12 protein-coding genes are annotated in these 14,626 nt (G+C 60.5%); all 12 read left to right on the top strand.

The window, feature by feature from the left end; genetic code table 11:
• The first annotated feature begins 7 nt into the window (after positions 1-7).
• The 12 genes from K7R21_RS06675 to K7R21_RS06620 all read left to right on the top strand — a co-directional run bounded on the left by K7R21_RS06675 (position 8) and on the right by K7R21_RS06620 (position 14,609).
• On the top strand, positions 8-583 hold the full coding sequence (locus K7R21_RS06675; RefSeq protein ID WP_224982490.1) for a tetratricopeptide repeat protein: 576 nt from the start codon (positions 8-10) through the stop codon (positions 581-583).
• Between the two features lie 134 nt (positions 584-717).
• A complete protein-coding gene (recJ, locus tag K7R21_RS06670) occupies positions 718-2,436 on the top strand; it encodes a single-stranded-DNA-specific exonuclease RecJ (RefSeq protein WP_224982489.1) in 1,719 nt (572 codons plus the stop codon).
• Positions 2,430-3,329, top strand: a complete 900-nt coding sequence (locus K7R21_RS06665) for a cation diffusion facilitator family transporter (RefSeq protein WP_224982488.1) — start codon at positions 2,430-2,432, stop codon at positions 3,327-3,329. Before recJ ends, K7R21_RS06665 begins: the two co-directional genes overlap by 7 nt.
• Before the next feature lie 143 nt (positions 3,330-3,472).
• Entirely contained in the window at positions 3,473-4,309 is an 837-nt protein-coding gene (locus K7R21_RS06660; protein WP_224982487.1) for a cytochrome c3 family protein, read from the top strand.
• Between the two features lie 670 nt (positions 4,310-4,979).
• Complete coding sequence (locus K7R21_RS06655; protein WP_224982486.1) at positions 4,980-6,371, top strand: serine hydrolase domain-containing protein; 1,392 nt, start codon at positions 4,980-4,982, stop codon at positions 6,369-6,371.
• A gap of 276 nt (positions 6,372-6,647) precedes the next feature.
• On the top strand, positions 6,648-7,475 hold the full coding sequence (locus tag K7R21_RS06650) for a metallophosphoesterase family protein (protein ID WP_224982485.1): 828 nt from the start codon (positions 6,648-6,650) through the stop codon (positions 7,473-7,475).
• A complete protein-coding gene (locus K7R21_RS06645) occupies positions 7,472-8,692 on the top strand; it encodes an amylo-alpha-1,6-glucosidase (protein ID WP_224982484.1) in 1,221 nt (406 codons plus the stop codon). Before K7R21_RS06650 ends, K7R21_RS06645 begins: the two co-directional genes overlap by 4 nt.
• 229 nt (positions 8,693-8,921) lie before the next feature.
• On the top strand, positions 8,922-9,506 hold the full coding sequence (locus K7R21_RS06640) for a LemA family protein (protein WP_224982483.1): 585 nt from the start codon (positions 8,922-8,924) through the stop codon (positions 9,504-9,506).
• Between the two features lie 30 nt (positions 9,507-9,536).
• Positions 9,537-10,412 carry a TPM domain-containing protein gene (locus tag K7R21_RS06635; protein WP_224982482.1) on the top strand — a complete coding sequence of 292 codons (876 nt, stop codon included), beginning with the start codon at positions 9,537-9,539 and terminating at the stop codon, positions 10,410-10,412.
• Positions 10,412-11,059, top strand: a complete 648-nt coding sequence (locus K7R21_RS06630; RefSeq protein WP_224982481.1) for a TPM domain-containing protein — start codon at positions 10,412-10,414, stop codon at positions 11,057-11,059. Before K7R21_RS06635 ends, K7R21_RS06630 begins: the two co-directional genes overlap by 1 nt.
• 192 nt (positions 11,060-11,251) lie before the next feature.
• Positions 11,252-12,130: a response regulator gene (locus tag K7R21_RS06625; protein ID WP_224982480.1), complete on the top strand. Its 879-nt coding sequence runs from the start codon at positions 11,252-11,254 to the stop codon at positions 12,128-12,130.
• Positions 12,131-12,353: 223 nt separating this feature from the next.
• Positions 12,354-14,609 carry an ATP-binding protein gene (locus K7R21_RS06620; protein WP_224982479.1) on the top strand — a complete coding sequence of 752 codons (2,256 nt, stop codon included), beginning with the start codon at positions 12,354-12,356 and terminating at the stop codon, positions 14,607-14,609.
• The last annotated feature ends 17 nt before the right edge of the window (positions 14,610-14,626 follow it).

Genomic DNA, 14,626 nt, shown 5'->3' with positions numbered 1-14,626 from the left:
AGGCTCTGTGAACAAGGAGAACGTACTTACCATCGTGGTAGCGGTGATCGTGGGGCTTCTGGGAGGTTACCTGATCTTCAACATCGCCGGGCAGAACAAAGAACCCCAGGTCGCCATGAGCGTGCCGCAGGGCGCGGGCTCGCCGAATGACTACCAGCGGCGCATCGTGGAGGCCGAGAAGATCGTGGCGCAGGATCCTAAGAACCTGCAGGCCTGGATCCAGCTCGGCAACGACTACTTCGACACCGACCAGGCGCAGAAGGCGGTCAACGCCTACGGCAAAGCCCTGGAACTCGATCCCAACAACCTGAACGTGATGACGGACCAGGGGATCATGTACCGCAAGATCGGCTGGTACGACAAGGCGATCGCCAACTTCGAGAAGGCGCAGTCTATCGACCCCAAGCACCTGCAAAGTCTCTACAACCTCGGCGTGGTCTACCTCCAGGACCTGAAACAGCCGGACAAGGCCAAGCAGATCTGGACCAAGTACCTGCAGTTCGACTCGACGAGCCCGACAGCACAGCAGATCAAGAACGACTTGGCCGGCATGAGCCAGATGCCTACCTCGTTCAAAAAGTAACACCACCAGCAACAGACAAAAAACCCGCCACTCGGCGGGTTTTTTTTTGGTAGCCGCGCAGCACATTAGATTCGCGGGTGGCTGCTCCTTATGCTATGATTGCACCCTGATTTTATTACGAATGTGGAGGCGGGATGAAACCTGTAACACACAGAAGCTGGCGGGCGAGGGAGGCAGATGCCCAGGCGGTAGCCGGTCTCACCCGTTCCGGCGTCACTCCGCTTTTGGCGCGTCTTCTTGTTCAGCGCGGCGTCACCGCTGCCGACGAGGCCGGCGCCTACTTAAACCCGGTGCTGTCCAGGCTCCACGATCCCATGCTTCTGGCCGGCATGCCGAAGGCTGTGGAGCGGCTGGTGCACGCGCTGAAGGCCGGGGAGCGGGTCTGCGTTCACGGTGATTACGACGTGGACGGCGTAACCTCCTGCGCGGTACTGATCAGCTTCTTCCAGAAGATCGGTCTCGACTGCTGCCACTACATTCCCAAACGTCTCACCGAGGGGTACGGCCTCTCCGAGCAGGGGGTGGCAGCCGCTACTCGTGCCGGCGCCACCGTGCTTGTCACCGTCGACTGCGGCATTACTGCCGTGAAGGAGGCGCTGCTGTGCAGGGAAGCGGGCGTTGACCTCATCGTCACCGATCACCACTCCCCGGGCGAAGAACTGCCCGATGCCTGCACCATCATCAACCCGCTGCAGCCCGGCTGCCCGTTCCCCTTCAAATCGCTGGCCGGTGTCGGCGTCGCTTTCCACCTGGTGGTCGCGTTGCGCGCCCGGTTGCGCGCCGACGGCTACTTCAAGCCCGGCCAGGAGCCCGATCTCAAGGAATACCTGGACCTGGTCGCCCTGGGCACCATCGCCGACGTGGTCCCCTTGCTGGGGATCAACCGGGTGCTGGTATCCTACGGGCTGAAGCAGCTCTGCGCCGGCACCCGCGTCGGTGTCGAGGCCCTCAAGGAAGTGGCCGGCATAACGGGGGAGGTCGGCTGCGGCGCGGTCGGCTACCGGCTGGCCCCGCGCATCAATGCGGCGGGGAGGTTGGAGGACGCGGCGCTTGGCCTCGAACTGCTACTGTGCCGGGATCCCCAGCGGGCACGGGATATTGCCCGGGAGCTTGATGACGCCAACGCCGAGCGCCAGGCACTGGAGCGGGCCACCTTCGAGGAGGCGCGCGCCATGCTGGAGCAGGGGGCCTGTAGTGGCCGCAAGAGCATCGTGCTCGGTTCGGAACAGTGGCATCCCGGCGTGATCGGCATCGTTGCCTCCCGCATCGTGGAACTCTTCCATCGGCCAGTGATCCTGTTCGCTTTCGACGGGGAGACCGGTAGGGGCTCGGGGCGCAGTATCTCCCGTTTCCACCTGCTGGACGCCATCAGGGAATGTGCCGAACACCTGCTGCGCTTCGGGGGGCACAGCCACGCCGCCGGCCTCTCCATAGCACAGGATGAACTGGAGCGCTTTGCGCTGCGCTTCGATGAAGCGGCCCAGGAGTCACTCGATGCCGACGCCCTCACCCCCACGCTCGCTTTCGACCTGGAGCTGGGTTCGGGCGAGATCACCACGGACCTGGTGCGGCAACTGGAACAGATGAAGCCTTTCGGCATGGGCAACCCCGAACCGCTCTTCGTGCTTAAGGGGGCCGAGGTGCTGGAAAGCCGGGTGCTCAAGGGGGGGCACCTGAAACTCAAGGTAGGGCAGGGGGGGAGGACCTTCGACGCCATTGGCTTCGGGCTTGCCGAGGCGGGTGTGCCGCAGGGAAGGGTCGATGTCCTGTTCGCTCCGGGGATCAACGTCTGGAACGGCAGGAGTTCCCTGCAACTCACCGTGAAAGACCTGCGCGCGGAGGGAACGTGCTGAGGAGCGATCGCTTCAACAAGGCCGACCGCGTCATCCGCATCGGCTTTTGGGCCAACGCCGTATTGATGGTGTTAAAGCTCGCCGCCGGCCACTACGGCCATTCTGACGCTGTCTTTGCCGACGGCGTGGAAAGCGCGTGCGACTTCATCGCCATCGGCATGACCCTGATCGCCCTCAAGGTCGGGCGCAAGCCCTACGACTCGGACCACCCCTATGGGCACGGCAAGGTGGAAAGCCTGTCCGCCATCTTCGTTTCCCTGGTCATCGCCGCCACCGGCGCCTGGATTCTCTACGGTGCCACCACCACGATGCTGGAGGGGCACTACGCCACGCCTGCGCTGGTGGCCGTTGTAGCTGCGGCCGGCACCATCGTGGCAAAGGAGGCACTCTACCGCTACTCCATGAAAGTCGGAGGGAGCCTGGGGAGCCCTGCACTGCTCGCCATCGCCAAGGACCACAGGAAAGATGCCATCACCTCGGTGGCCACCCTGGTCGGTGTCGGGGGCGCCTACTTCGGCGTCGGTATCATGGACCCCATTGCGGCGGGTCTCACATCGTTCTTCATCTTTCATATCGGCTACCACACCTTCCGTACCTCCGCCCACGAACTCATGGACGGCCAGCCCGAACAGTCACTCCTGGACGCCATCTCGCATATTGCCCGGAGCGTCGAGGGGGTGGACCAAGTGCATGAGATCAGGGCGCGCCACTCCGGGCAGTATCTTATCGTGGACCTGAAGCTCGAGATGCCCCCGGAGATGACGGTGAAGCGTTCCCACGATATCGCCACCGAAGTGAAACGGCGCATTTTCGAGCATTTCAGCAACGTGGGGGATGTCATGATACACATAAACCCCTCCGACGAACCGCACGAAGACCTCATCCGCCTCTAGTGTGTCTCTTTGTTCCTTCCTCTCGATCTATCAACTCTTCAAGCACCCGTGATGTAATCACATCTTTTCTTGACAGACAGTCACCTTAGGTAGTATTAAGACCAGTCGATTGTTGTGAATACACTGTTATTTGGGGAGGAATGATGAAAAAGAGTACCCTGTCGCTGATCGTTGCGACCTTGATTCTCGTCGCTTCCACGGCTTTTGCTGCCAAGATTGCGACCGTTGACATCCCGGTAAAGCCCGAGATGTACGCGACCGCACCGGCTGCGCTCACCCCGCAGCAATGTGCCCAGTGCCACACCGGCGCATTCAACGGGCTCAAGACCGCCGGCGGCAAGCACCGCTTCGACTGCCAGGCCTGCCACACCGTGATCCACGCCTACAACCCGAAGAAGGCCAACTACGACGAAGTGATGCCGAAGTGCGCTTCCTGCCACACCGACATCCACGGTCCGGCCAACAAGGATTGCGCGAGCTGCCACAACAATCCGCACACTCCGCGTAAAGTCGCCATGACCCAGCGGCTTACCACCACCTGCGCCACCTGCCATGCCCAGGAGAAGGCCGAACTGGTCAAGTTTCCGAGCAAGCACACCAACGTCTCCTGCGACCGTTGCCACACGTCGCACGGTTTCAAGCCGTCCTGCTTCATGTGCCACAAGCCGCACTACAAGGATCAGCCGATCGACGCCTGCGCCAAGTGCCACTCCGTGCATAAGCCGAAGCAGGTGACCTACCAGGGCACTGACTGGAACCAGACCTGCGCTTCTTGCCACAGCAAGGTTGCAGCTAAGCTGTTCAACTCCAAGGCGCGTCACTCCAAGGTTGCCTGTGCTTCCTGCCACAAGTCCAAGCACGGCTACATCCCGCAGTGCACCGAGTGCCACAAGGCTCCGCATCCGGCGTCCATCCTGACCCGTTTCCCGAACTGCCTGGGCTGCCACCTCGACGTCCACGACCTGCCCAGCATGAAGTAAGCCGTAGCACCAGCTGAAACCATCCGCACCAGGAGGCCCCGGGGGAAAAATCCCGGGGCCTTTTTTTTGTTTTGGTAAGGCCTGCAAGAGCGTTGAGTTCGATTGACAGTGGCTGCGCTGCCATCACGGTCCCCACTTTGCAAAGGGGGGACCGGGGGGATTTGCCGTCAGGTTTTTGTTTCTTTAGCTCCCATTAGCTTATGCCTAATTCGTCTACATCAAGCTGCTGCGCCAGATCCCCAGCATCTTTTGCTGGATAGCCTCTGACCTTTGCAGACCACAATCAAATCCCCTCTGTCAGTCTTCGCAAAGGGGGGGGACGCGTGGGGGCGCGCAGCACTTCGTAGGTCCGTTCGTCAACGAGGGGCGGCGCATGATGAAGGAATCCTTTACCGGGTGAGGGGGGGCACTGAAAGATCTCTTGCATCCCATCCCGTAGACAAAGTAAACTGCCTGAGGCCGTCGCGAAATTTATTGCGGTGGAACGCGGGTTTGGCTGGCAAAATGGTGACCTCCGTCACAAAATTTAACCGGCCTCTCCTGTATCCTAGCTCCTGTCGTGCTTACCGGATTGCAGCGTTTCTTCCCTCTACTCAATGCTGCTCCACCTGAACATCAACCGCAGTCCTAACTGAAAATCTGTGGCAGCACAGATCTTAAAAGGAAGCTCGTGCGCGTTATTCTCCTGATACTCCTGCTGTTATCGCTTGTATCCCCAATCAAAGCCCAAGCCTTGGTCGATCCCGGCACCACGGGTGGCATCTCTACAGCCAACCTCGACCTGCTGCTGGAGCGGGCCATGTCCGAAAATCTCATCGCCGGCGGCGTTGTCGTGGTCGGCAATCACGAGGGGATCATCGCTACCGCCGCCCGCGGCCAGCTCAGCGCCGCAGCGGGTGCCCCGGCCATCACCGCCCGGACCCTCTTCGATGTCGCCTCGCTTACCAAGGTCATCGCCACCACACCGGCGGTGATCAAGCTCCTCGACGAAGGGCGCATCTCCCTGACCGACCCGCTCTCGAAGTGGTACCCGGAGTTTGCGGGCACCGACAAGGGGAACATCACCATCCTGCACCTGATGACCCATACCTCGGGCCTCTCCGACGTCATGGTGGGGCAGGGTGGCTCGGTGGAGGGGCTGGTACGCAAAGTCGCGGCGGAACGCTTCCGCGGTGCCGGCACCGGCTTCGAGTACGCCGATATCAACTTCATCCTGCTCGGCGAACTGGTGCATCGAGTCACTGGCGAGAGGCTGGACAAGTTCTGCCGCGAGCAGATCTACGAGCCCTTGGGCACTCGCGATACCTCCTTCCTCCCGTCCCGGGACGGCAACGACATCGCTCCGACCTCCGGCACCCAGGGAGGCGTGGTGCAGGATGAGAACGCCCGTCGGTTGGGAGGCGTCGCAGGCCATGCGGGGCTCTTCAGCTCCGCGTATGACCTGGCGCGCTATGCCCGGCTCATCCTCGGACGCGGCACCCTGGACGGGACCCGCATCCTTTCCGAACAGGCGGTGAGCCAGATGACCACCCCCTACGCCTGTAACAACGGCAAGATCAAGCGGGCCCTGGGCTGGGACGTGGCCTCCCCATTCTCCGCACCCAAGGGGAGCTACTTCTCTGAAGCTTCCTTCGGCCATACCGGCTACAGCGGTTCCTCGATCTGGATCGATCCCCAGCAGGACATGTTCGTTATCATGCTGACCAGGCGGCTCGACTACCGTAACGTACACAACTTCAACCAACTGCGCAGGAACATGTCTACCTACGCCGCAGCCGACCTCAAGGGGATCGCCGACGAGTTGGCCCCGGTAGCCGAGGAGCAGAAGACTAAGGCACAGGTCGTTACCGCCGTTGCCGTTAGCGAGCCCGTCGTTCGACGGTTTGCGTCCCTGAAGCTTCATCATGACCGTCACGCCGCCAAGTGCTCCGTCAAGCCCGGTCGCCGCACCTTGCAGGCCCGCGCTGGGCACCGTGGCGGCAAGGTAACCAAGGTCGCCAGGAACGACGCAGGAAAGGTCCGTTCCGCCTCGAAGAAACATCGGTCGCTGGCCAGAAGCTGATCCAGAATTTGAATCACTATCAGACTCTTCGTGACCACGTTTAATGGTGTTGCTTGCTTCCAGTGTCTGTGATAGGATGCCTGAAACATTAGCTCTTGCAAATCTTTGTTGGGGGCACAGTGATGCTTGATGAGGAACTCGGACTTGACCTTGGTATTCTCTGCTATTGCTGTGATTGCCGTACTTTTCGTCTGCCGGATACAACCGGACTCACTGACAGTCAGGTAGCCAGCATTGAGAAATTGTGCAAGCTCTGCATTTAGAGCAACAAGCAGTATGTCGTCAACAGCTAACTCCACCACCCCTGGCAGGGGGCCGTTGACCGGTCTCCTGTTCCTGCTTTGCCTGTTTCTTACCTCCGTTTCCTACGCCGATACGCTGTTCCAGCGCTCCACCGCCCAACTTGAGCAGAGAGCCCGCCACGCCCAGGCCGACGAGTACTGTTTCGTGGTCATGGGGGACAGCCGCTCCAACGACGCCATCTTCACCAAGGCGCTGCGCACCGCCGCCGGCTTTAAGCCACTCTTCATCCTGCATGGCGGGGACTACTCTACCGAGGGAGGCGAAGAGGAAACTGCCAACTTCCTGTCCCTGTTGGAGAAGAACGTTCCCGGAATTCCGGTCTTCGTGGTACTGGGTAACCACGAGAACCCGAAGGTCTTCACCAAAGAGATCGCTCCCCCGCACTTTGACGTCTCCGTCGTCCGGTTTGGCCTGAAGGTAATCGCCCTGGACAACTCCCGGGACGGACTCCACCCTGTCGAGCTTGACTACCTCAAGAAGGAACTCGTCTCCGCCCCGGGAACCACCTTCGTGGCCATGCACGTCCCCCCCGAAACCAAACGCTGGCGCGGTCATACTTTCTCCAAGGGGGCTGCTGAACTGGAGCGCATGGTCGCGGCTGCGCCCACCGTCAGGGGGCTTTTCTTCGCGCACTCCCATCTCTACGATGCAAGTGTCTTCGGCGGCGTGCCCGCTTTCATCTCAGGCGGTGCAGGCGCGCCGTTGGTCTGGGTGAGCCGTTACGGCGAGCGGGTCAACCACATTATCGTGGTCCGGGTAAAGAAGGGGCAGGCGAGCTACCAGATGGTGCAGCTCAAGTGACCTCGCATCGCTGCAACACCGGAGTGACGGCGATACCGGACGGCGAAGACCTCCTGCTTGACGAATGTTACCGTGAGGCCCTGCGCCTGCTGGACGAAAACTCGTCCCCGGCCGGTGTGCTCGCTTCCGCCAGGAACGCCAAGTCGTCGGGGCGCAACTACGATTCCATCTTCGGTCGCGACGCCGCCATCTGTGCTCTCGGCATGGCCCTTTCAGGTGACGGCAATCTGCTGCAGTCGGCCGAGGCAGGGCTGCTTACCCTGGCGCAGCATCAGGCGCGCAACGGCCAGATCCCGAAGTTCGTCAAACCGGAGCTGGCCGAGGTCGACTTCTGGTATGCCGGCTGCGTGGACGCCACCATCTGGTGGCTGATCGCCGTGCACTTCGTCGACCGTAGGGCGCCGCAACTCGGTCTGACGGCAAGGCTTTCCGCCAACGTTGTGCGCGCACTGAACTGGCTGGAATGCCAGGAACACCAGGAGTGGTACCTGCTGCAGCAAAACGACTGTTCCGATTGGGCGGACATAATGCCCAGAAGCGGCTTCGTTCTCTACAGCAACGCTCTCTGGTACTGGGCCAAGCGGTTGTATGATCTCCCTACTGCCCGGGAAACCCAAAGCTTTGCCCGACTTCTCTTCAACCCCTTCGACAACGCGATACCGGACCAGAAACGGGTCAGGCTGATGCGCCACTATATCCGTAACCGCTGCCGCCCCGAGCCCTTCCTGTTGAGCTACGTGAACTTCTCGTTCTGTGGAGAGGAGATCGACATCTTCGGCAACATCCTTGCCTACCTTACTGGGTTGGCAGCCCCTTCCGATGCTGGCAAGATGGTGGCGGGTGTTACAGCTCTCAATGCCAACGTGCCGCACCCAGTGCGCGTTGTGGGAACTCCGATCGAGGTCGGGTCGCCGCGCTGGCGTCCGTACATGCAGCGTCACCGGCAAAACCTCCCCTGGCAGTACCATAACGGCGGCGCCTGGCCCTTTGTCGGTGGCTTCTGGGTCATCCTGCTGGCGACGCTCGGTGAGCGTTGTGCGGCCCGTGCAGAATTGGTGAAACTCGCTCTTAGCTGCAAGGTTAACTGCTGGGAGTTCAACGAGTGGTTTCATGGTCAAACTGGTCAACCGATGGGCATGCCGCGACAGTCCTGGAACGCCGCACTCTATATCCTCGCCTACCGCACAGTCCTATGCGGTGCCCGCATCTTCCCATAAAGGCAACGACAGACACCCCGAAGCAGTTGCTCAAATCACGTGAAATATCCGCCTGGGTTTCAAAGAAAGGCGTGGCTTTCGTTCTGTGTCAAATGTCGTGCACATTGCGGATTCTTTGTGTCCTTTGCGAAACCGTTTTTGGTTTTTATTGATTTTTAACCTTTCAAGGATGACATTTGCCTCTTCGATGATTATTATTGAGCTCATGCCATTCAAGGAGGATTAGATCATGAAACGCTTGACGTTACTGTTGCTGTCGTTGTTAACACTTACTGCACTTTCCGGCTGCGGCTACAACACCATGCAGGCCAAGGAAGAGGCCGTCTTCGCTGCCTGGGGCGACGTCGAGGCATCCTACCAGCGCCGCGCCGACCTGGTGCCCAACCTGGTTGAGGTTGTCAAAGGGTACGCCAAGCACGAGGCTGATACCTTGAAAGCTGTCACCGAGGCTCGCGCCAAGGTGGGCTCCATGCAGGTTTCCAAAGACGCCATTAACGACTCCAAGACCATGCAGAACTTCCAGCAGGCCCAGTCCCAGTTAAGCGGCGCCCTGTCCCGCCTCATGGTCGTGGTCGAGCGCTACCCGGACCTGAAAGCAAACCAGAACTTCATGGACCTGCAGAACCAGCTTGAGGGAACCGAGAACCGCATCAACGTGGCCCGTGTACGCTACAACCAGGCGGTGCAGGATTTCAACACCACCATAAGGACGTTCCCGAACTCGCTCACCAACTCCATGATGCTGCACCTGCAGCGCAAGGAACCGTTCAAGGCAGAAGAGGGGGCCAAGGTGGCGCCCAAGATCAAGTTCTGACGTTAACCTCAACCTGTTTTGAGGGCGTGCATGAAAAAGCTGTTTTTGCTCCTGACATTCTTACTGACCATCCAAGTCTGCGCTGCGGCGGAGGTTCCGCCGCTGCGCAGCCATGTCAACGACTACGCCTCCATGCTGTCGCCGCAAATGGCGCAGCAGCTCGAATCGGAACTTACCGCCTTCGAACGCAGCGATTCTACCCAAATCGTGGTCCTCACCATCCCGAGCCTGGAGGGTGAGGTGCTGGAGCAGTACTCCATTAAGGTGGTTGAAAAGTGGCAGTTGGGGCAAAAAGGGAAGGATAACGGTGCATTGCTGCTGGTTGTCAAAAACGACCGCAAGATCCGCATCGAAGTGGGGCGGGGCCTGGAAGGAAAGCTGACTGACCTCATGTCCGGACGCATCATCCGCAACGAGATCACCCCCGCCTTCAAACGCGGCGACTTTGACCAGGGGATTTCCCGGGGAGTTGACGCCATCATGGCGACGGTGCGTGGCGAGTACCAGGCCCAGTCCACCGACCTGCGCCACGGCAAACGGGGGGCTCCTCCGATACTGACGCTGCTCCTCTTCGTCCTGGTCGCATCGGTGTTCCTGGGGGGCATCTCGCGTTTCCTGGGCGGGGTCGCTGGCGCCATCGGCCTTCCCATTGCCGCCTTCATCTCCTTCTCCGGGCTCTCAATGCTCCTGCTGGGAGTGCTTGCGGTGGTCGGCTTCCTGGCCGGCCTCTTCATCGCCTTTCTCTTTTCCTCTGGTGGACGTGGCGGGTTCATGGGAGGGCCACCCTTCTTCGGAGGCTACGGAGGGGGCGGCTTTGGCGGTTTTGGCGGCGGTGGCGGGGGGGGAGGCGGATTCTCTGGCGGTGGCGGCGACTTTGGCGGTGGCGGTGCCTCGGGAGACTGGTAATGGACCTTTCGCACAAATCATTAGCTCACGACTTCTTTAGCCTGGCAGACAAAGAGGCCATCAGGCAGGCGGTGGCCCGTGCGGAGTCCCTCTCCAGCGGCGAGATCGCGACCATGGTGGTCTCCGAGAGCGATCGCTACCGCGAGGCAGAAGCGCTGGGAGCACTGCTTCTTTCCGGCTTCGTAGGCGTGGTGGTCGCCGTGCTTTCGCATCACGTTACCATCTGGACCTATATCCCCGTGGTCGTTCTGCTCTATTTCCCGGTGCTCTTCTTCCTGCGGCGCTTCCCGCACCTGAAGCTTTCCTTCGTCGGTCCCAGGCGGCTGGCCGAGGCGGTGAGCGAACGGGCACTGGTGGCCTTCTACCAACAGGGACTGTACCGGACCCGGATGGAGACCGGGGTGCTGATCTTCATCTCGCTGTTGGAGCGCAAGGTCTGGATCGTTGGCGATCGGGGCATCGATGCGAAGATCCCACCGGGCTATTGGAAGACCCTTGCCGAAAGGTTGGCCCAGGGACTGCGTGACGGGCACGGCGCACAGGCGGTGTGCGAGGTGGTTGAGGCCTGCGGCAGCGAACTGCAGCGCCATTTCCCGCGCCGCGAAGACGATCGCAACGAACTTTCCGACGACATCATCATTTCCTGATCATCTTTTGGCCGCTCCTGCCGATAAAGTCATTGACTTTCCGTCTGTTCCGCTTTCATTATTGAAAAATCGCGTGCCGTTCGCCAACCGGTCCAATTCCGGCCCCAGGCGGCAGCGCCAGTACAGCTTCCGTTACCGAAGCAGCAGCAATTGTGGACCGTCCAGCAGCACTGTCCGCAGGAGAAGGATCGCATGACCGCAGATATCAAACCGATAGCCACACCGCAACCTACCCGCAAACCCCTCGGGGAAATCTTCGTCGAGCGGGGGCTGTTGACCCGGGCCTCCGTGGACCGGCTGATCGCCCACGCCAAGAGCAAGAACATTCGTCTGGGTGAACTGCTGGAGGTGATCGGCCTGGTCACCCCGGAAGAACTCGCCGAGGCGCTTGCCATACAGTACCGGGTCCGGAAGATCGTCGACTTCGCCAAGTACAGCTATTCTCCCAACGTGCTTAAGCTGATTCCGCTCGAGATGGCGGTCAAGCACAGCATCTTCCCGCTGAAGCTCGACGACGGCCGCCTCGGCCTCGCGGTGGCCGATCCGACCACGGACAGCCTTTTCGCCTCCATCGCCGCCGAACACAACCTGAAGCTGGTGCTCTATGTTTCCACGCGCCTGGAGATCAACCGGGCCATAGCGCGCCATTACCTCGGGCAGACTATCGCCGGCCCCGCCAGCAAATCTATCCTCCTGGTCGAGGACGACCAACTCTCCCGCGAGATGGTGGCCAAGATCCTCACCCGGCAGGGGTATGCCGTAGAGACCGCCATCGACGGTATGGATGCCTTCAGCAAGATCTTTACGCTGAAGCCCAAGCTGGTGATCACTGACAAGGTCATGCCCAAGTTGGGCGGCTATGAGTTCCTGTTCGCCATCAAGAACATACCTGAGTTTCGCTACATGCCCGTGATCCTGATGACCGCCGCCGCTACCCCGGACGAGGAGAAGGAAGCCCTGGAGAAGGGGTTCTTCGATTTCGTGCTTAAGCCGGTCAAGGAGATTGGCCTCCTCACCAGGGTGAAGCGGGCTTTTGCCAGCAGAGAGGCCCTGTACGGCAAGACCGCCTGACCGTTTCCGCCGGCCACACCACGGCCGGCGGGCGCTGCTACCCTCGCAGCGCCCTTCCCGGCCTGCCTTTCCCTCCTGTGCATGCTTGCCGCTTTTTTCTCATGAAGTAACCGCTCCCTGCCGATAAGAGAATAATCTAACTCCTTTCCCTATTTCACGTCATGCTGTGCCAGTCGCGCAGAAGCTTGCCACGCGCAGCCGCCCGCAGGCAGTAGGAGAGCAGATGTCACACCTCGCACCACCCCCCCACGGAAACCTTGCCGGCCGGCGGCCGTCGCCTGCCTTCGCTGCCGCATTGGTGCCCGGCGGATCCCATTGGCAAGGAGACTGGCTGCAGCTGTCAATAGCCGGAGCCCTGTTCGCACTGGTAGCGCTGGTACTAGGCTGGATCGTCCGGGTCAAGACCCGCAAGCAGGCCCAGGTCGAGGAGGAGTTGCGGCGCGCCAAGGAAGAGCTCGAGCAGCGGGTTACCGAGAGAACCGAGGCCCTTCATCGTGCCAACGAACAGTTGAAGCAGGAACTGGCAGAACGTGAGCGGGCCGAAGACGAGTTGCGGCAGGGGCGCAACATGCTCGCGCAGATCATCGACACCATCCCGCAGTTCGTCTTCTGGAAAAACAGGAACAGCATCTACGAAGGGTGCAATATCGTCTTCGCCAGGGGAGCCGGCCTGGAACGCCCCGAACTGATACGCGGCAAGAGCGACTACGATCTTCCCTGGCTGGCCGAGGAGACCGAGGCGTACCGTGCTGATGACCGCAGCGTCATGGACAGCAACACCGCCAAGTGCCACATCATCGAGCAGCAACTCCAGGCCAACGGCGAGCGTTACTGGGTCGACACGACCAAGGTGCCGCTTCGCGACGACAGCGGAGCTGCCATCGGTGTGCTCGGGGTCTACGACAACATAACCGAGAGAAAAACCATTGAGGAGGCGCGGGATCGGGCCTTGGCCATGCTGGAATCGCTGCTGGCCGCGTCGCCTACCGGGATCTTGGTCTACGACGGCGAGAGCGGCGATTGCGTCAAGGCGAACCAGGCCGTCGCGGATATGGTAGGCGCCAGTATCGAGCAGATGCTCGCACAGAACTTCCGCAAGATCCCTTCCTGGGAGGCAATGGGAGTTCGCCAGCTCGCTGATTTGGTCCTAGCCGACGGTCAGACCCGCAGCAGGGAGTTCTCAGGTTCTTCGACATTCGGAGCCGCCTTGGTATCGGAATGCTTCATTTCCCGCTTCGAGGTGGAGGGGAAGCACCACCTGATGTTTATCGCGGTTGATATGACCGAGCGCAGACGACTGGAACAGGAGAACCGCCTGATCGAGGCCCAGATGCTCCACGTACAGAAGCTTGAGAGTCTCGGGGTGTTGGCAGGCGGCATTGCACACGATTTCAACAACATCCTCATGGTCGTGCTTGGCAACGCGGACCTCGCGCTGTTGCGGGTACCACCCGATTCCCCCGCGTGCGAGAACCTGATCCAGATCGAGCAGGCCGCCAGCCGCGCAGCTGACCTGGCGCGCCAGATGCTGGCCTACTCCGGCCGGGGGAGTTTCATCATCGAGAAGCTTGACCTGAACCGCGTGGTACAGGATATGGGGCCGATGCTCGATGTCTCCATCTCCAAGAAGGCGCTGCTTCGTTATGACTTCGAGGCCGATATTCCTGCCATCAGCGGCGACGCCACGCAATTGCGCCAGGTGATCCTCAACCTGGTCATTAACGCTTCCGAGGCGATGGAAGAGGGGACCGGTCTCATTTCCATCAGTACCAGGCGCATGTATTGCGATCGCACTTACCTCTCCGAGTCGTGGATCGATGACCGTCTTCCCGAGGGATGCTACGTGGTGCTGGAAGTCTCCGACACCGGCTGCGGCATCGACCGCGAGGTCATTCCCAAGATCTTCGATCCCTTCTTCACCACCAAGTTCACCGGGCGCGGGCTGGGTATGGCGGCGGTGCTCGGCATCGTGCGGGCGCACAAGGGGGCAATCAAGGTCTACAGTGAGAAAGGGAAGGGGAGCAGCTTCCGCCTGTTGCTTCCCTGCATAGACGGCGCAGCTGACCTGCCTGCGCCTCCCTCCGAACAGTCCTTTTGGCGCGGCAGCGGTACGGTGCTGCTGGCCGATGACGAAGAAAGTATCCGGGCATTGGCAAGCGACATGCTCCAGGCCCTGGGCTTCAGTGTCAAGATGGCGTGCGACGGGCGCGAGGCAGTGGAGTTGTTCACAGCCGGGATGGACGATATCGTCTGCGTTCTGCTCGACCTGACCATGCCCAACTTGGATGGCGAGCAGACGTTCCGGGCTCTGCGTGCTCTCAAGCCTGACGTCAAGGTGATCATGTCCAGTGGCTACAATGAACAGGAGGTGAGTCTGAAACTTGCCGGTGCGGGGCTCTCAGGGTTCATCCAGAAGCCATATAAGGTGGCAGAGATGAGTAGGAAACTGTCAGAGGTACTGGGAGAAAATACTGGTTAAGGTTGAGGTTGCGAGAG

Origin of the sequence: Geomonas agri (assembly GCF_020179605.1) — a bacterium.
GTDB lineage: Bacteria > Desulfobacterota > Desulfuromonadia > Geobacterales > Geobacteraceae > Geomonas > Geomonas agri.
This window is presented reverse-complemented; position numbering and strand designations above follow the sequence as displayed.